Below are 18,287 nucleotides of genomic sequence, written 5' to 3' on the forward strand. Positions count from 1 at the left end.
CGTTACACATTGATATCAAATGGAACGTCCGCGTGCGTCCGAATGCTCTGTGAGCAGCACAAACCGCGTTGCAGGCCGACCGGGTAGCGGGTGGGTTACCTCGAATACGCGATGCGCCCGCACAAGTGGACGTAGCATCGCTGTCGTGAACGATCCGCTGCGCATACTGGTGTACAGCAGCAACGCGAACACGCGCGCCGACGTCACCACCGCGATCGGCAAACACCCCGATCCCGAACTGCCCGCATTCGAGTACATCGAAGTGGCGAGCGAACCCATGGTCATCCACCATCTCGATGCCGGCGGCGTAGACCTGGCAATCCTCGACGGCGAAGCCGCACCGGCGGGCGGTATGGGTGTCGCCAAGCAGCTGAGGGACGAGTTGGACAATTGCCCGCCACTCGTCGTGCTCACGGGCCGTCCAGACGACAGATGGTTGGCCGACTGGTCGGGAGCGGAGGCCGCGGTCTCGCACCCGATCGATCCATTCGTGCTCACCTCCGCCGTCACCGCGTTGCTTCAGAGCTGACGCGAAACCCCTTCATCACAAGCCATTCCGGCTCGGCCGCTACATTCACGTCCAAGATCGACTTTCTCGCCGACACGCTCATCTCGGAGTTCGAAACCGAGACAAGTCGGGGCATCACCCCGGTAGGCTGTGTTTCGGCTCACATTTTTCTATCGGCTAAAGATCCCTTGGCCGACGGAGCTCCTTCAGATGCCCACAAGGCAGGCGCGGAGAGGTGTAAAGGATGAACGAATACATACCCGTCTTCGTCCTGGGTGCTGTCGCCGTTGCCTTCGCCCTCGTATCGGTGCTCATCGCGTCCGTCGTCGGTCCCAAGCGATACAACCGAGCCAAAATGGACGCATACGAGTGCGGTATCGAACCGACCGCGCAACCGATGGGCGCGGGGCGTTATCCGGTGAAGTTCTATCTCACCGCGATGCTCTTCATCATCTTCGACATCGAGATCGTCTTTCTGTACCCGTGGGCAGTGCATTTCGATGCGCTGGGAGTATTCGGCCTTCTGGCCATGGGCATGTTCATCGTCAGCGCCTCCGTTGCCTACGCCTACGAGTGGCGACGAGGCGGACTCAGCTGGGATTAGCGCGCGACACCGTCATCATCGCCGTTGGGAAGGATTTTGCATGGGACTCGAGGAGAAGCTGCCGAGTGGGTTTCTGCTGACCACGGTCGAGGGTCTCGCGGGCTACGTTCGAAAGGGTTCGCTGTGGCCGGCGACGTTCGGACTCGCGTGCTGCGCAATCGAGATGATGGCGACGACCTCCGGACGGTTCGACATCGCGCGTTTCGGAATGGAGGCTTTCCGAGCCTCACCGCGACAGGCAGATCTGATGATCGTGGCGGGGCGCGTGAGCCAGAAGATGGCTCCGGTTCTGCGTCAGATCTACGACCAGATGGCCGAACCGAAATGGGTGCTGGCGATGGGTGTCTGCGCCTCGTCGGGCGGGATGTTCAACAATTACGCCATCGTCCAGGGCGTCGATCACGTCGTGCCGGTAGACATCTACCTTCCTGGCTGCCCGCCTCGGCCCGAGATGCTGCTCAACGCAATCATGATGTTGCACGAAAAGATTCAAGAAATGCCCCTTGGCGCGGACCGCGAGAAGGTCGCTCGTGCCGCCGAGGCAGCGGCGATGGACATTCGGCCGACGATCGAGGCGAAGGGGTTGCTGCGGTGACGTCCGACCGTCGAGGCATGTTCGGGGTTCGTGGAACAGGCGATACCTCCGGCTACGGAAAACTGGCCTCACAAACCTACGTCCAAGGCACCACAGAGAGACCGTTCGGCAGCTACTTCGACTCCATCGCAGACCATCTTGAGCGCGCCCTCCTCGCCGAAAATCTGCCGTTCGACGAGGCCGTGGAAAGTGTGGTGGTCTTCCGAGGCGAGCTAACCCTCCATGTTCGCCGCGAGCACCTCCCGAGTACCGCCCGAGCGCTGCGCAATGATCCCCAGCTTCGATTCGAAATGTGCCTGGGCGTCAACGGAGTTCACTATCCACGCAACGAGGGCCGCGAACTGCACGCGGTCTATCCGCTACTCTCCATCACGCACAATCGTCGGGTTCGTCTCGAAGTCTCGGTACCGGACTCCGATCCTCACATCCCGACCCTGGTCGGGATCTACCCGACAAACGACTGGCACGAGCGGGAGACCTGGGACTTCTTCGGCATTCGATTCGACGGGCACCCCTCCCTCACTCGGATCCAGATGCCGGACGACTGGATCGGACACCCGCAGCGCAAGGACTACCCACTCGGCGGAATCCCAGTCGAATACAAGGGCGCGAGCATTCCTCCACCCGACCAACGGCGGGAGTACAACTGATGACCGGTATCTCCGATCGCGAAAAGGCTTTCACGGTGTCGGGCCAGGATTGGGACGATGTCGTCGCCGCTGCCGCCGAGAGCACCGCCGACGAGCGCATCGTGGTGAACATGGGACCGCAACACCCCTCCACACACGGTGTGTTGCGGCTCATTCTCGAGATCGAGGCCGAGACTGTCACCGAGGCTCGTTGCGGTATCGGATATCTGCATACCGGCATCGAGAAGAACCTCGAGTTTCGGAACTGGACCCAGGGCGTCACCTTCGTCACTCGGATGGACTACCTGTCACCGTTCTTCAACGAAACCGCCTACTGCCTCGGCGTCGAGAAGTTGCTCGACATCACCGACGACATACCGGAACGCGCGACCGTGGTGCGCGTCCTGCTGATGGAACTGAACCGCATCTCCTCGCACCTCGTCGCGCTCGCCACCGGCGGGATGGAACTGGGTGCGGTGACGGCGATGCTCTTCGGGTTTCGCGAGCGCGAACTCATTCTCGACGTGTTCGAACTGGTCACCGGATTGCGCATGAACCACGCCTACATCCGGCCTGGGGGCCTCGCCCAGGATTTGCCCGACGATGCCATCGGCAAGATTCGCCAGCTGTTGAAGACACTGCCGGACAGGCTGCGAGACATGTCGAAGCTGCTCGACGACAACAAGATATGGAAGGCACGCACCCAGGGCATCGGTTACCTGGACCTCACTGGGTGCATGGCACTGGGCATCACCGGGCCGATGCTCCGCTCGACTGGTCTCCCGCACGATCTGCGGGTTTCACAACCCTACTGCGGCTACGAAACCTACGAGTTCGACGTATGCACCGACACCGGATGCGATGCCTTCGGGCGCTACGTCATTCGAGTCGCAGAGATGAAAGAGTCCCTCAAGATCGTCGAGCAGTGCCTGGACAGATTGCGGCCCGGCCCAGTGATGGTCGAGGACAAGAAGATTGCGTGGCCAGCGGACCTGACGGTGGGGCCCGACGGAATGGGCAACTCGGACGAACATGTTCGGGACATCATGGACACGTCGATGGAAGCGCTCATCCACCATTTCAAGTTGGTGACCGAGGGATTCCGCGTGCCGCCCGGGCAGGTGTACGTAGCCGTCGAGTCTCCTCGCGGCGAGCTGGGTGTGCACATGGTCAGCGACGGGGGAACGAGGCCGTTCCGAGTGCACTATCGAGACCCCTCTTTCACCAACCTTCAGGCCGTCGCGGCGACGTGTGAGGGCGGCATGGTCGCCGACGTCATTGCTGCAGTGGCCAGTATCGATCCCGTGATGGGTGGTGTGGACCGATGACCGAGAGAGTGTTTCTGCAGCTCGGTACACGCCCCGTGCCGTATCCCGAAGACGTGCGTGCCCGGCTCGACCGCGACGCCGATACGATCATCGCGAGGTATTCGCGGCCCGAGGCACCGGATCCGCAGATGGCCCGATCTGCGTTGCTGCCCCTACTGCACCTGGTGCAGGCCGAGGACGGTTTCGTCTCGCCCACTGGAATCGAGTTCTGCGCGGACCGGTTGGGGTTGACGGGCGCAGAGGTCACGGCGGTCTCCACGTTCTACTCGATGTATCGCCGCGAACCCACCGGCGACTATCTGGTCGGGGTGTGTACCAACACGCTGTGTGCCGTGATGGGCGGTGACGCCATCTTCGAGGCGCTCCAAGACCACCTCGATTCCGGCGACGACCGTCTGACCCTGACGCGTGTCGAGTGCAACGCCGCGTGTGACTACGCGCCCGTCGTGATGGTGAACTGGGAGTTCTTCGACGATCAAACCCCCGAATCGGCTCGTGCACTTGTAGATTCACTGCGCATCGGCGAGGAGGTCGTCCCCACCCGCGGCGCCTCACTGTGCACCTTCAAGGAGACGCAGAGAATTCTCGCCGGCTTCCCGGACGAGCGGCCCGGTGCGGCCCACGCCGGCGGCCGGGTGGGCGAGCCGACGCTGGCCGGCCTACATATCGCGCAAGACGCCGGAATGACCGCGCCGACGGTGTCGCACCCGACCGACAGCGGCGCAGCACCTCTCGATTCCGAGGAGGCCACCGCGGCTGCGACCACCAAGGACAAGCCGGCGCCTGCCCCGACGGAATCCGTTCCGCCCGAGAAGGGAGAATGACGTGCCGCTGACGCCTGTGCTGAGCCGATACTGGGACGACCCCGAGTCCTGGACACTCGAGACCTATGAACGACATGACGGCTACCGGGGCCTGCGCCGGGCACTCGACATGCCGCAAGATGACGTCATCGCGCTGGTCAAGGATGCTGGTCTCCGCGGCCGGGGCGGCGCCGGCTTCCCGACGGGCATGAAGTGGAGCTTCATCCCGCAGGGGGACGGCAAACCTCACTATCTGGTGGTCAACGCCGACGAATCCGAGCCCGGGACGTGCAAGGACATGCCGCTCCTGCTGGCCACCCCGCAGGTCCTGCTGGAGGGAATCGTGATCGCCGCCTATGCGATCCGCGCGCACCGCGCCTACATCTACCTCCGGGGCGAAGTAGTTCCGGTGCTGCGACGCGTGCAGGCCGCAGTCGCCGAAGCCTATGCGGCCGGATACCTGGGCAAGAACATCCTGGGTAGCGGCTTCGATCTGGACGTCGTGGTGCACGCCGGGGCGGGCGCGTACATCTGCGGCGAGGAGACGGCGCTATTGGACTCGCTCGAGGGGCGGCGCGGGCAACCCCGCCTACGACCTCCGTTTCCAGCGGTCGCCGGGCTGTACGCCTGCCCTACCGTCGTCAACAACGTCGAGTCGATCGCAAGCGTCCCGGCCATCATCGACAACGGCGTCGACTGGTTCCGCTCCATGGGTAGCGAGAAATCGCCTGGTTTCACACTGTATTCACTGTCGGGCCATGTTGTCCGGCCCGGTCAGTACGAGGCGCCGCTCGGCATCACCCTTCGTGAACTACTCGGCTACGCGGGAGGCATCAGGGAGGGCCATACCCTGAAGTTCTGGACACCCGGTGGCTCGTCGACTCCTATTTTCACCGACGAGCACCTCGACGTGCCGTTGGACTACGAGGGTGTCGCAGCCGCCGGTTCGATGCTCGGAACCAAGGCTCTGCAGCTCTTCGACGACACCACCTGCGTCGTGCGAGCAGTTCGCCGATGGACCGAGTTCTACGCGCACGAATCGTGCGGCAAGTGCACTCCCTGCCGCGAGGGAACCTACTGGCTGGTTCAGATCTACGAGCGACTCGAGACCGGTCGTGGCACCGAATCGGACCTCGACAAGCTCGTCGACATCGCCGATAGCATCCTCGGAAAGTCGTTCTGCGCGCTCGGTGATGGAGCCGTCAGTCCGATCACGTCATCGCTTCGGTATTTCCGGGCCGAATACCTCGCACACCTCGGTGCGCCCTGCCCGTTCGATCCACATCGCTGCACGACCATGGCGAAGGAGCTGAGCGCATGAGCGTCGAGGTGAAGATGGTGACCGCGAGTATCGACGGAACCGAAATCTCGGTGCCCGTCGGCACCCTGGTCATCAGAGCGGCCGAGAGCCTCGGCATCCAGATACCGCGGTTCTGCGATCACCCGCTGCTGGACCCGGTCGGCGCGTGCCGCCAATGTCTCGTCGATGTGGAAGGACAGCGCAAGCCGCTCGCATCCTGCACCACAACGGTTACCGAGGGCATGGTCGTGCGCACTCAGCTCAGCTCCCAGGCGGCCGCGAAGGCCCAAGAGGGCGTCATGGAATTGCTGCTGATCAATCACCCGCTGGACTGCCCGGTGTGCGACAAGGGCGGTGAATGTCCGCTGCAGAATCAGGCGATGTCGGCGGGCCGGGCCGAGTCACGATTCGAGGGCGTCAAGCGCACCTTCCCCAAACCTATCGCGCTGTCTTCGGAGGTACTTCTCGATCGCGAGCGGTGCGTGCTGTGCGCGAGGTGTACTCGTTTCTCGCAGCAGATCGCCGGTGATCCGTTCATCGAGCTCACCGAGCGCGGGGCACTGCAACAGGTAGGGATCTCGCCCAGTGAACCGTTCGAATCCTACTTCTCCGGCAACACCGTCCAGGTGTGTCCCGTCGGCGCGCTCACCGGCGCCGCATACAGGTTCCGCGCACGGCCCTACGATCTGGTGTCGACCCCGAGCGTATGCGAACACTGCGCGAGCGGTTGCGCGGGACGCACCGACCATCGGCGCGGAAAGGTGTTGCGGCGTCTCGCCGGCGACGACCCGGAGGTCAACGAGGAATGGAACTGCGACAAGGGCCGGTGGGCATTCACCTACGCCACCGAGCCGGACCGGATCACCGGACCACTCGTCCGCGGCGCGGACGGTCACCTTGCTCCCGCATCGTGGTCCGAGGCGATTGCGGCGGCGGCACGTGGACTGGCTGCAGCGAAAGCGAACGTGGGCGTCCTCGTCGGTGGTAGATCTACCGCCGAGGACGCGTACGCCTACGCGAAGTTCGCTCGAACAGTACTCGGCACCAACAACATCGACTTTCGCGCCCGAGCGCACAGCAGCGAAGAGGCGGAGTTCCTGACCTTCCAGGTCGCCGGGCGTGAGTGTGACGTCACATACCGAAGCCTCGAGCAGGCGCCCGCGGTTCTGCTCGTCGGCTTCGAGCCGGAAGAGGAGTCACCGATCGTATTTCTGCGTCTGCGCAAAGCCGTGCGGACCAACGGTCAAGAAATCACTGCCATCGCACCATTGAAGTCCGCGGGAGTGACCAAGCTCGGGGCTCGGCTGATCACCTGCCTACCCACCGCCGAATCCGCAGAGTTGGACGCGATGACGGATGTCGCGCCGGGCACGATCGTTCTCGCCGGTGAACGGCTCGCCGAAACTCCCGGCGGGCTGTCCGCTCTCGTCCGTTTCGCCGAGCGGACAGCTGCGAAAATCGCGTGGATTCCGCGTCGCGCGGGCGACCGCAGCGCACTCGAGATGGGCGCTCTGCCCACTCTGCTGCCCGGGGGAAGACCGGTATCCGATGAGGCCGCGCGAACAGAACTGGCGCAACTGTGGGGAACCGAGCTACCAGTCACCGAGGGGCTCGACACGGCGGCAATCCTGCACGCAGCGCAGGACGGGGCTGCTCTCGTCGTCGGTGGCGTGGAGCTCGCCGACCTACCCGATCCGGCTGCGGCGGCTGGCGCACTGGACGGCTCGGCCTTCGTCGTCAGCCTGGAACTGCGCCGCAGCGCCGTCACCGATCGAGCCGATGTGGTGTTCCCCGTCGCGCCGGTCACCGAGAAGGCCGGAACCTTCATCGACTGGGAGGGCCGACGCAGACCGTTCGAACCCGCGATAACGGGCACACGATCGTTGAACGACGGTCGTGTTCTGCACGCACTCGCAGCCGAGATGGGGTCGGCACTCGGGCTGTCGGACGTCGATTCCGCGCGCCGAGAGATCGCGTCGCTGCGGCCCTGGACAGGTACCCGCGGCAGCGCGCCCGATCGACGATCTCGGCCGGCGCCGAGCCCAGGCCCCGGTGAGGCCGTGCTCTCGACGTGGCGGATGCTCCTGGACGCCGGTCGGATGCAGGATGGAGAGCCTCATCTCGCGGGAACGGCGCGCGTACCCGTCGTACGCCTTTCCGCCACCACAGCCGATGAGATCGGTGCGCGCGAAGGCGACCACGTCAGTGTCGGTTCCCGCCGAGGGACCGTGACGCTGCCGCTCACGGTGACCGAGATGCCCGATCGTGTCGTCTGGCTGCCGATGCGGTCGCACGGCTCTGAGGTCAACGCTCAGCTCGGTGTCGGCAGCGGTGCGACCGTCACCATCGCGGCGGTGACACAGTGACTCCCGGGTTCGGCCAGGATCCATGGTGGCTGGTGGTCGGCAAGGCAGTGGCAATCTTCGTCTTCCTCATTCTGACTCCGCTGGTCGCCATCATCGCCGAGCGCAGGGTGATGGCCCGTATGCAGATGCGTGTCGGACCGAACCGGGTCGGACCCGGCGGAATCCTGCAGAGCCTCGCCGATGGAGTCAAACTCGCGCTGAAGGAGGGCATCGTCCCCAAGGGGGTCGACAAGCCGATCTATCTGTTGGCGCCGGTGATTGCTGCGGTGCCCGCGTTCATGGCGTTTGCGGTGATCCCCTTCGGTCCCGAAGTGTCGATCCTCGGAGTGCGAACGCCGCTGCAGCTCACCGACTTTCCAGTGGGTGTTCTGTACATCCTCGCGGTGACCTCGGTCGGTGTGTACGGGATAGTTCTCGCTGGATGGGCCTCCGGGTCCACTTATCCTCTACTCGGAGGCCTACGGTCCACCGCACAGGTCATCTCGTACGAGATCGCCATGGGCCTGTCGTTCACAGCGGTGTTCCTGTACGCGGGGACAATGTCCACCTCAGGAATCGTTGCGGCGCAGGCCAACACCTGGTACATCTTCTTGCTCTTCCCCTCGTTTGCCATCTATCTGACCTCGATGGTGGGGGAAACGAATCGGGCCCCCTTCGATCTGCCCGAAGCCGAGGGTGAACTGGTCGGAGGCTTCCACACCGAGTACTCGTCGCTGAACTTCGCAATGTTCATGCTCGCCGAGTACGTCAACATGGTGACTGTCTCGGCTCTGGCCACAACGTTGTTTCTGGGCGGATGGCGCGCACCGTTCCCGATCAGCATGTGGGAGGGCGCGAATTCGGGGTGGTGGCCGGTGCTGTGGTTCACCCTCAAGGTCTGGGTGTTCCTGTTCGTCTTCATCTGGCTGCGCGCGACGCTTCCTCGCCTGCGCTACGACCAATTCATGAATCTGGGCTGGAAAGTTCTCATCCCGATCTCACTGGTGTGGATCATGCTGGTCGCCACCGTGCGAGCGTTCCAGATCGAGGGATACCCCTCGATCGCCGTTGCACTGGTGGTGGCAGGGGCCATCGTTGCGCTTCTCGCGGCGTGGTTCGTTCGACGCCGCCTCCGCAGCAGGTCCGTAGCGCAGATACCAGCCGGTCAGATGCCATTCGATGCCACGCCGTTCGATGCCACGCCGTTCGATGCCACGCCGTTCGATGCCACGCCGTTCGATGCCATGGCGGGCGGTTTCCCGGTACCACCGCTGCCTGGACAGACCGGGCCCGAACAAACGCCCCCGACAGATGACGCGAAGGAGCGCAGCGATGCCTGAATTCTTGGGACCCATAGCAGGCTTCGGTGTCACGTTCGGCACCATGTTCAAGAAGCCGCTCACCGAGCTGTATCCCGAGGAGAAGGCGCCGACCGCGACGCGCTACCACGGGCGACATCAACTCAACCGCTACGCCGACGGTCTGGAAAAGTGCATCGGCTGCGAACTGTGCGCGTGGGCGTGCCCGGCAGATGCGATCTACGTCGAGGGCGCTGACAACACCGAGGAGGAGCGCTACTCCCCCGGTGAGCGATACGGGCAGGTCTACCAGATCAACTATCTGCGCTGCATCGGTTGCGGGCTGTGCATCGAAGCCTGTCCTACCCGAGCGCTCACGATGACCAACGAGTACGAGATCGCCGACGACAATCGGGCCGACCTGATCTACGAAAAGGACCAGCTGCTCGCCCCCACCCCACCCGGGGCGCAACCGGCCCCGCACGCCATGCCCGATGGCGCCACGGCGGCCGACTACTACCGGGGGTCGATCACGTGAACACCTCCACGGCAGAAGCGGTGCAGTTCTGGTTGCTCGGTGGTCTCGCAGTGGTGGGCTCGATCGCGATGGTTGCCGCCAGAAAGGCCGTGTACTCGGCACTCTTCCTGGCCGTCACCATGATCATCCTCGCCGTCTTCTACATCGCCCAGGGAGCTGTCTTCCTCGGCGTCGTGCAAGTCGTCGTCTACACCGGCGCAGTAATGATGCTGTTCCTGTTCGTTCTCATGCTCGTGGGTGTGGACTCGGCGGACTCGCTCACCGAGACGATCAAAGGCCAACGCCCCGCCGCCGTGGCCGCAGGCGTCGGGTTCGGACTCGTCGTGATCGGGGCCATCGGCAACGCATCCGTCGAGTCAGGTCGGCCCGAGTTCATCGGTCTGGAGGAAGCGAACGCGGGCGGCAACGTGGAAGGTCTCGCCGAGCTCATCTTCGTCCGGTACCTATGGGCCTTCGAACTCACCGGAGTCCTACTCATCATCGCCACGATCGGGGCCATGGTCCTTGCGCATCGAGAGCGTTTCGAGGAGCGAAAGGGCCAGCAGGAGTTGTCGCAACAGCGATTCCGAGACGGTACGCAGGTGACACCACTGCCGAGTCCCGGGGTGTACGCGCGTCACAACGCAGTCGACTGGCCCGCGCGACTCCCCGACGGGTCGCCGTCGGAACTGTCGATCAATCCGATGCACCGTGGACACCGGAACGACCGTGACGGGGGCCAGGAGTGGAGCCTGCGGAACGACCGTGACGGGGGGAAACAGTGAATCCGGAGAACTACATCTACCTGTCGGTACTGCTTTTCTCGATCGGTGCCGCTGGAGTTCTACTGCGCCGCAATGCAATCGTGGTGTTCATGTGCATCGAGTTGATGCTCAACGCGGCGAATCTGGCTTTCGTGACGTTTGCCCGCATGCACGGGAATCTGGAGGGACAGGTCTTCGCCTTCTTCACCATGGTCGTTGCGGCCGCCGAGGTGGTCGTCGGACTCGCGATCATCATGACCATCTTCCGCACCCGTAGATCTGCCTCGGTCGACGACGTGAACCTGCTGAAGTACTGATATGACAGCGATCTGGGTTCTACCGGCACTGCCGCTGTTGGGCGCGCTCGTCCTGCTCCTGGCCGGACGACGCAGCAATGGCTGGGGACATCTGTTCGGCACCGCGATGTCGGCACTGTCGTGTGTATTCGCGCTCGTACTGTTCGTCGACATGCTGGGCCGCGAGGCCGAGCAACGCGCCATCTCCGAGACACTCTTCACCTGGATACCGGTAGCGGAATTGCAGGTGGACTTCGGATTCCGCCTCGACCAGCTGTCGATCTGCTTCGTGCTCCTGATCACCGGCGTCGGCACCCTCATCCACATCTATGCCATCGGATACATGTCCGAAGACCCCGAACGCAGAAAGTTCTTCGCCTACCTCAACCTGTTCCTCGCCGCAATGTTGCTGCTGGTGACTGCGGACAACTTTCTCGGACTGTACGTGGGTTGGGAAGGCGTCGGACTTGCGTCGTATCTGCTGATCGGGTTCTGGCAGCACAGGCCGGCGGCAGCAACGGCCGCGAAGAAGGCATTCGTGGTCAACCGCGTCGGCGATATCGGGTTGATGATTGCACTGATGATCATGTTCGCGACGTTCGGCAGCGTGTCGTTCGACGACGTGTTCGCCGGTGCCGAGACCGCGAGCAGCGGGACGGTCACCGCACTCGGCCTGGCCTTGCTCCTGGCGGCCTGCGGCAAGTCCGCCCAGGTGCCCCTGCAGTCCTGGCTCGGTGACGCCATGGAGGGACCCACCCCGGTCTCGGCTCTCATCCACGCCGCGACGATGGTCACCGCGGGCGTTTACTTGATCGTCCGAGCCGGGCCCGTGTTCGAGTCCGCCCCCGCTGCCCAGACCGCAGTGGTGATTGTCGGCGCCGTCACTCTCCTGTTCGGCGCCGTGATCGGTTGCGCCAAGGACGACATCAAGAAGGCGCTCGCAGCGTCGACGATGAGTCAGATCGGATACATGGTGCTGGCAGCGGGTCTCGGCCCAGCCGGTTACACCTACGCGATCATGCTCTTGCTCGCGCACGGGTTCTTCAAGGCCGGCATGTTCCTGGGCGCAGGCTCGGTGATGCATGGGATGAACGACGAGGTCGACATGCGCAAGTTCGGTGCACTGCGCACCGCAATGCCCGTCACGTTCGCGACTTTCGGGCTCGGGTATCTGGCCATCATCGGCGTGCCACCCTTCTCGGGCTTTTTCGCCAAGGACAAAATCATCGAGGTCGCATTCGGAGCGGGAGGTGGCGTGGGGATTGTGCTCGGCGTTCTCACCCTGTTCGGTGCGGGCCTGACGGCCTTCTACATGACTCGTGTGATGATCATGACTTTCTTCGGTTCTCCCCGTTGGGATTCCGAAGCTCACCCGCATGAGTCACCGTCGATCATGACCGCCCCCATGGTTGTGCTCGCCATCGGATCGGTCGGAGCCGGAGCATTGTTCACCATCGGTGGGTCATTGAAGAACTGGCTCGAGCCGGTGTTCGGTGAGGCAGAGGAGGCACACGCGCTTCCCGCGTGGGTCGTCACGGCGCTGGCCATCGCTGTCGTCGCGGCAGGCGTCGCTCTCGCATACGACAGATACGCCCGCCATTCGGTGCCGGCTACCGCGCCCGAGACGGTCTCCGCGTTGACCGTCGCTGCGCGCCATGATCTCTACGGGGACGCGGTGAACGAAGCCATCTTGATGCGACCGGGCATACGAACGGCCGAACTGTTGCGACGTTTCGACGATTCGGTGGTGTCCGGCTCGACTCGGGCAGTGGCCTCGGCCGTGGCGAAGGCGTCCACGCAAGTACGACACAGTCAGACGGGGTACGTGCGCTCGTACGCGCTCACGATGCTTGCCGGTTCTGCGCTTCTGATCGCGACGATGGTGGCGGTGATGCTCTGGTGAACTCTTCCTCGGTGACGACATTTCCCTGGTTGACTCTGCTGTGGCTGCTCCCCGCTGTCGGTGCGGTGGCCGTTCTCGCCATACCGCGAGCACAGCCGCAGGTGGCAAAGGTGCTCGCTGTGGTCGTGTCCGCGGCGACGCTGGGCATCGCCGTTGTCCTCACCGTCTCGTTCGATCCAGCGGGCGAGGAATTCCAGTTCGTGGAATCGCATTCGTGGATAGAGTCTTTCGGGGCGCGATACGAGTTGGGTGTCGACGGCATTGCCCTGGTACTGGTGCTGCTTACCACTGCGCTTCTGCCGCTGCTCATGGTCGCCGGTTGGAACGATGCGGGCCGAGACAAGTCCGCCCGCGTCTACGTTGCGTCGATGCTGTTGGTCGAGGCGATGGTGTTGATGTCGTTCTGCACGCTGGACATTCTGCTGTTCTACGTGTTGTTCGAAGCGATGTTGATTCCGATGTACTTCCTCATCGGCGGCTTCGGCGGGCCGGGGCGCGCCGCCGCGGCCGTGAAGTTCTTGTTGTACAACCTCGTCGGTGGTCTCGTGATGCTGGCCGCGGTGATCGGGCTCTACGTCGTCACCGCCCAGTCGGACGCCTTCGACAGCGGCACATTCGGCTTTCGCGCGATCGCCGCAGCCGCTGAGGCCGGAGAACTCGGGGTCGGCCAGGGCGTACTGAACGCATTGTTCCTCGGGTTCATGTTCGCTTTCGCGGTCAAGGCGCCGCTGTGGCCGTTTCACACCTGGCTGCCCGACGCCGCCGTCGAATCGACCCCCGCGACAGCCGTTCTGATGATGGCTGTCGTGGACAAGGTCGGAACCTTCGCCATGCTCCGATACTGTCTGCAACTGTTCCCGGAATCCTCGCGGTACTTTGCGCCCGTGATCATCACTCTCGCCGTGATCGGGATCGTCTACGGCGCGGTGCTAGCGATCGCGCAGACCGATGTGATGCGCTTGATCGCCTACACTTCCATCTCGCACTTCGGCTTCATTATCCTCGGGATCTTCGTCATGAACAGCCAGGGGCAGGCCGGAGCGACGCTCTACATGGTCAATCACGGCATATCGACGGCCGCCCTATTCCTGGTCGCGGGCTTCCTGGTCTCGCGGCGAGGAACGCGGGTGATCTCGCACTACGGGGGTGTGCAAAAGGTTGCGCCCGTCATGGCCGGGGTCTTCCTGATCGCCGGGCTCGCGACGCTTTCCCTGCCCGGCCTGGCTCCGTTCGTCAGCGAATTTCTGGTCTTGATAGGAACGTTCGCTCAGTACCACGTGGCAGCGCTGGTGGCCGCGACCGCACTCGTTCTTTCCGCGATCTACATACTGTGGCTCTATCAACGGGTCATGACCGGGCCGCACCGCGTCGAGAACGAGGGAATGAAGGATCTGGCTCCCCGTGAACTGGTGGTCATGGCGCCCCTGGTAGCGCTTCTGATCATCCTCGGCGTCTACCCTGCCCCGCTGCTGGACATCGTCACACCCGCGGTGCAGACCACGATCACCGCCGTCGACACCGACACCGGAGGGCAGTGATGAACCAACCCATCTTGGACGCACCGAGCATCGAGTACGGACAGCTGTCTCCGATGCTGATCGTCTTTGCAGTGGGTGTACTCGGCGTGATCGCCGAGGCTTTCGCACCCAGGGCGATGCGCTACCGCATTCAGATGACGCTTGCCCTCGGCGGCACGGCAGCCGCACTCGCCTCCGTCGTCGTACTGGCATCGATATTGGCGGAGTCCGATTCGGTCGGCACCCGCGCAGTCATGGGCGCAGTCGCCGTGGACCGGCCCACTCTGTTTCTTCAGGGGACGTTGCTGCTCGTCGCACTACCCTCCTTGCTGCTCGTCGGAGAACGCACATTCGGGCGCATACACGCCGATTCCCGCGTCCACGCAGATTCTTTTGCCGCGCAAGCCTCGACGGTGCCCGGAAGCCTCTCGGAAAGGCAGGCCACAGAATCTGGCGCGACGCAGACCGAGGTGTTCCCGCTGACGATGTTCGCGCTGGGCGGCTTGCTGCTGTTTCCGGCATCGAACGACCTGTTGACAATGTTCGTTGCCCTCGAAGTCTTCTCGCTCCCGCTGTACCTGTTGTGCGGTTTGGCGCGACGGCGCCGCCTCCTCTCTCAGGAAGCGGCGATGAAGTACTTTCTTCTGGGCGCGTTCTCGTCGGCGTTCTTCTTGTTCGGCGCAGCTCTGCTGTACGGCTATGCGGGCACCCTCGAGTTCGGAGCCATCGGCGACGCTGTGTCGATCGGGGCAGGAAACGCTGCCATTGCAGTTCTCGGAACCGCGCTGGTGGGTGTCGGACTGCTGTTCAAGGTCGGCGCAGTCCCCTTCCATTCGTGGATTCCCGACGTCTATCAGGGGGCACCGACACCGATCACGGCTTTCATGGCTGCCGCGACCAAGATTGCGGCATTCGGTGCGATGCTGCGATTGTTCTACGTCGCGCTTCCCGATCTACGCGAGGACTGGCTTCCCGCACTGTGGGCGGTCGCCATCGCCACGATGCTCGTCGGTGCTGTGCTGGCTGTGACGCAGACCGATATGAAGCGCATGCTCGCGTACTCGTCGATCACGCACGCGGGATTCTTGCTCACGGGTCTGATCGCGATCGACGGCGACGGACTCTCTGCCAGCCTGTTCTACCTGTTCGTCTACGGCTTGGCCACGGTGTCCGCGTTCGCTCTGGTCACCGTTGTGCGCGACGACAACGGCGAGGTGGCCCGGATATCGCGGTGGGCCGGCATCGGACGCACTTCACCGATCGTCGGTGTGTCGATGGCGCTGCTGTTGCTCTCGTTTGCAGGAATCCCGTTGACCAGCGGTTTCATGGGCAAGTTTGTCGTCTTCACCGCAGCCGCCGGGGACGGTGCGACGCCGCTCGTCATCGTTGGTGTACTCGCCAGCGCAATCGCAGCGATCTTCTACGTGCGCGTCATCGTGCTCATGTTCTTTGCGGACGCCCCGTCCGAGAGTTCCGGCGAGGCCGACCGTGTCTCCGACGTGGTCGTCTCGGCTGGCCTGTCCACGAAGGTGGCGATAGGTCTCGGCGTCGCGGTGACCATCGTGTTCGGATTCTTCCCGCAGCCACTGCTGGATCTCGCTGACAGTGCCGCGGTCTTCCTGAGGTGACGCGCCCGATCGGGGTTCCGCCGTTCACGGCCACCGTGGCAGAGGCACGAAAATCACTCCCGCCCGTGCGGTCTCGTGGTCTACTTGTTGGGGCCTCGACCACAGCAGAACCGGCCCTGCAAGAGGGATTCCGAGGTTTTTTTCGATGAAGTCGCTACGCCAATGGTGGTCACAGCCGGCCGACTTTGCGTGGGCAGTGCACTACATTCAAACGCACCCCCTGCTGCGGGTCACCAGGGTTGCCATAGGTCTGTACTGCTGGACGTACGGACTGGTCTGCGTGCTGGCGCTCATCTCACCACTGATGGTGGACAACGCAGCTGGCCGTGTGATTGTCACGGGGTTCGCTCTCAGCACCGCAGTTGTCGGGTTCGCGTGGATACGCGGGCCGTGGCCCGGTTTCGCTTGGTCACTGGTGTTCGTGACATACGCCGAGATCGGCGTGACCAGCACTCTGTTCGCCCTCGACGCGCCCTCGGTCGCGCTCCTGTGTACGGCACTTCTGAGCGTGATCGGCACCTACGTGGCCGCCTTTCACGACGCGAAGGTATTCCTCGCGCACCAGGTGTGGTCACTTGCCACGTGCGCCGTTCTCTACGTACTCGCACTCGCCGAACCCGGCATATCCCCGACGGTGGTGACGGGGTACCTCATCGTGGTCGTCCTGGTTCTGGTGTCCTCGCCGATTCTGACCCAAGCCTTCATCATTCTGCTGCGCCGGGACGCGGCTGTTGCGCACTTCGACCCGCTCACCGGCCTCCGCAACCGCCGCGGGCTGGAATCCGCCATCGGGGCGATGACCGAGGATTCGGACGGCATCGCAGTGATCGTCGCCGACCTCGACAACTTCAAGTCGGTAAACGACAGCCACGGCCACGCTTATGGTGACGACGTTCTACGCCGCACAGCCGAGTTGCTGACAAACACTTTTCCTGTACCCGCGGTGACTGCCCGTACCGGAGGCGAGGAGTTCGTGGTGGTAGCTGCCGGGCCGTTGAGCGTTGCGTCCACGGCCGCCGAGCGCCTACGACGAACAGTTCCACAATGCGATTACAAGGGCCACACCACGACCAGTATCGGCATCCACTACCGGTGCACTCCCATCGGACCTATCGATGCCGTGCTGGACGAGCTGCTCGCCAGTGCGGATGCCGCGATGTACGAGGCGAAGCGGCGCGGCGGAGATGCCGTCGTCACGGACGTCGAGGACGACGAGTCCCGATCGGCGGTATGAGCCGGGCCCCCTGCGTTCGACACCGGCTCATGGCCCATGATGGTGCGATGAGTTCGAGCGACCTCTTCGGAGGCCCCAAACGACTGCTCGTCGTAATTGCCGTGATCGTCGTCGTTGCAGTGATGGCCGCGTTGGCCACCTTGCTTGTCCGGCACGCACTCGGCCCACCGGAGGGCCCGTCCCCCTATGAAAGCACCGAGAGCGCAGGATCTCGCACCGCCGACGATGTCCGATATTTGGTTCTCGCCAGCTCATCACGGATCATACGAGCGTGACTTATCCCAGCGGCGCTCCGAAGACGACCGTTGTCGTTCCCACGTACAACGAGCGCGAGAACCTTCCCAAACTGATCGGGCTACTGGCCGACCTGCGAATCGAGAACCTTCACGTTCTCGTCGTCGACGACAACTCCCCCGATGGCACCGGGAAGATCGCCGACGAGATGACCGAAAACGGTCCGCTGCCGGTCACGGTTCTGCACCGAACGGAAAAGAACGGCCTCGGTCGAGCCTATGTCGCCGGCATGACCCGCGCGCTCGACGACGGTGCCGACATCGTCATCCAGATGGATGCCGACCTCTCACACCCCACCGACGTCATCCCGACCATGATCGACACCCTCACCACGACCGACGCAGCGGTCGTGCTCGGATCGCGCTACGTTCCGGGTGGAGCGGTAGCGAGCGATTGGCCCTGGCATCGCAAGGCACTGTCCGCATGGGCGAACTTCTACGTCAACGCCATCCTGCGGCTCGGCGTCAAAGACGCCACCGCTGGTTTCAAGGCATGGCACGCCAGCACGCTGCGCGCAATCGACGTTGCGTCCGTGCAAAGCAACGGCTACGCGTTTCAGGTCGAGATGAATCACCGAACGGTCCGTCGCGGTCTGTTGCTCGCCGAGGTGCCGATCCGCTTCGAGGAGCGCAACGACGGCGAGTCGAAGATGAGCTTGTCCGTCCAACTGGAGTCGGCAGCTGTGCCGTGGAAGCTCCTGCTGAGCCGCAAGCGCTGACGCTCT

Annotated in this window: 18 protein-coding genes; all 18 read left to right on the top strand. The window is 63.5% G+C overall.

Annotated elements, in window-relative coordinates; translation table 11 throughout:
* Positions 1 to 145: 145 nt before the first annotated feature.
* The 18 genes from KVY23_RS00595 to KVY23_RS00680 all read left to right on the top strand — a co-directional run bounded on the left by KVY23_RS00595 (position 146) and on the right by KVY23_RS00680 (position 18,281).
* Positions 146 to 529: a hypothetical protein gene (locus KVY23_RS00595; protein ID WP_230554877.1), complete on the top strand. Its 384-nt coding sequence runs from the start codon at positions 146 to 148 to the stop codon at positions 527 to 529.
* Positions 530 to 752: 223 nt separating this feature from the next.
* Complete coding sequence (locus KVY23_RS00600; protein ID WP_075840076.1) at positions 753 to 1,112, top strand: NADH-quinone oxidoreductase subunit A; 360 nt, start codon at positions 753 to 755, stop codon at positions 1,110 to 1,112.
* A 40-nt stretch (positions 1,113 to 1,152) separates the two neighbouring features.
* Entirely contained in the window at positions 1,153 to 1,707 is a 555-nt protein-coding gene (locus KVY23_RS00605) for an NADH-quinone oxidoreductase subunit B family protein (protein ID WP_075840077.1), read from the top strand.
* Between the two features lie 17 nt (positions 1,708 to 1,724).
* The gene (locus KVY23_RS00610) at positions 1,725 to 2,357 is read left to right on the top strand and encodes an NADH-quinone oxidoreductase subunit C (protein ID WP_230554878.1); all 633 of its coding nucleotides are present in this window, start codon (positions 1,725 to 1,727) and stop codon (positions 2,355 to 2,357) included.
* Positions 2,357 to 3,664, top strand: a complete 1,308-nt coding sequence (nuoD, locus tag KVY23_RS00615; protein WP_230554880.1) for an NADH dehydrogenase (quinone) subunit D — start codon at positions 2,357 to 2,359, stop codon at positions 3,662 to 3,664. The genes KVY23_RS00610 and nuoD overlap by 1 nt, the downstream gene beginning before the upstream one ends.
* Positions 3,661 to 4,488 carry an NADH-quinone oxidoreductase subunit NuoE gene (gene nuoE, locus KVY23_RS00620; RefSeq protein WP_230554881.1) on the top strand — a complete coding sequence of 276 codons (828 nt, stop codon included), beginning with the start codon at positions 3,661 to 3,663 and terminating at the stop codon, positions 4,486 to 4,488. The genes nuoD and nuoE overlap by 4 nt, the downstream gene beginning before the upstream one ends.
* 1 nt (position 4,489) lies before the next feature.
* The gene (gene nuoF, locus KVY23_RS00625) at positions 4,490 to 5,788 is read left to right on the top strand and encodes an NADH-quinone oxidoreductase subunit NuoF (protein ID WP_206510796.1); all 1,299 of its coding nucleotides are present in this window, start codon (positions 4,490 to 4,492) and stop codon (positions 5,786 to 5,788) included.
* Positions 5,785 to 8,133, top strand: a complete 2,349-nt coding sequence (locus tag KVY23_RS00630) for an NADH-quinone oxidoreductase subunit G (RefSeq protein WP_230554883.1) — start codon at positions 5,785 to 5,787, stop codon at positions 8,131 to 8,133. Before nuoF ends, KVY23_RS00630 begins: the two co-directional genes overlap by 4 nt.
* Positions 8,130 to 9,452, top strand: coding sequence for an NADH-quinone oxidoreductase subunit NuoH (gene nuoH / locus KVY23_RS00635; protein ID WP_230554885.1), 1,323 nt, complete (start codon positions 8,130 to 8,132; stop codon positions 9,450 to 9,452). The genes KVY23_RS00630 and nuoH overlap by 4 nt, the downstream gene beginning before the upstream one ends.
* The gene (gene nuoI, locus KVY23_RS00640; RefSeq protein WP_230554887.1) at positions 9,445 to 9,948 is read left to right on the top strand and encodes an NADH-quinone oxidoreductase subunit NuoI; all 504 of its coding nucleotides are present in this window, start codon (positions 9,445 to 9,447) and stop codon (positions 9,946 to 9,948) included. The genes nuoH and nuoI overlap by 8 nt, the downstream gene beginning before the upstream one ends.
* Complete coding sequence (locus tag KVY23_RS00645) at positions 9,945 to 10,712, top strand: NADH-quinone oxidoreductase subunit J (RefSeq protein WP_206510800.1); 768 nt, start codon at positions 9,945 to 9,947, stop codon at positions 10,710 to 10,712. The genes nuoI and KVY23_RS00645 overlap by 4 nt, the downstream gene beginning before the upstream one ends.
* Positions 10,709 to 11,008 carry an NADH-quinone oxidoreductase subunit NuoK gene (gene nuoK, locus KVY23_RS00650; RefSeq protein WP_206510801.1) on the top strand — a complete coding sequence of 100 codons (300 nt, stop codon included), beginning with the start codon at positions 10,709 to 10,711 and terminating at the stop codon, positions 11,006 to 11,008. The genes KVY23_RS00645 and nuoK overlap by 4 nt, the downstream gene beginning before the upstream one ends.
* Before the next feature lies 1 nt (position 11,009).
* The gene (nuoL, locus tag KVY23_RS00655) at positions 11,010 to 12,890 is read left to right on the top strand and encodes an NADH-quinone oxidoreductase subunit L (protein WP_230554889.1); all 1,881 of its coding nucleotides are present in this window, start codon (positions 11,010 to 11,012) and stop codon (positions 12,888 to 12,890) included.
* Positions 12,891 to 12,901: 11 nt separating this feature from the next.
* The gene (locus KVY23_RS00660; RefSeq protein WP_230554890.1) at positions 12,902 to 14,428 is read left to right on the top strand and encodes an NADH-quinone oxidoreductase subunit M; all 1,527 of its coding nucleotides are present in this window, start codon (positions 12,902 to 12,904) and stop codon (positions 14,426 to 14,428) included.
* Positions 14,428 to 16,035: an NADH-quinone oxidoreductase subunit NuoN gene (gene nuoN, locus KVY23_RS00665; RefSeq protein ID WP_230554892.1), complete on the top strand. Its 1,608-nt coding sequence runs from the start codon at positions 14,428 to 14,430 to the stop codon at positions 16,033 to 16,035. The genes KVY23_RS00660 and nuoN overlap by 1 nt, the downstream gene beginning before the upstream one ends.
* Positions 16,036 to 16,180: 145 nt before the next feature.
* Positions 16,181 to 17,269: a GGDEF domain-containing protein gene (locus KVY23_RS00670; protein WP_230554894.1), complete on the top strand. Its 1,089-nt coding sequence runs from the start codon at positions 16,181 to 16,183 to the stop codon at positions 17,267 to 17,269.
* Positions 17,270 to 17,316: 47 nt separating this feature from the next.
* The gene (locus tag KVY23_RS00675) at positions 17,317 to 17,544 is read left to right on the top strand and encodes a hypothetical protein (RefSeq protein ID WP_230554896.1); all 228 of its coding nucleotides are present in this window, start codon (positions 17,317 to 17,319) and stop codon (positions 17,542 to 17,544) included.
* Positions 17,541 to 18,281 (top strand): polyprenol monophosphomannose synthase, encoded by a 741-nt coding sequence (locus KVY23_RS00680; protein WP_230554898.1) that lies wholly within the window; start codon positions 17,541 to 17,543, stop codon positions 18,279 to 18,281. The genes KVY23_RS00675 and KVY23_RS00680 overlap by 4 nt, the downstream gene beginning before the upstream one ends.
* Positions 18,282 to 18,287 lie beyond the last annotated feature (6 nt).

Source organism: Rhodococcus sp. I2R (genome assembly GCF_020889545.1).
Lineage (GTDB): Bacteria > Actinomycetota > Actinomycetes > Mycobacteriales > Mycobacteriaceae > Rhodococcoides.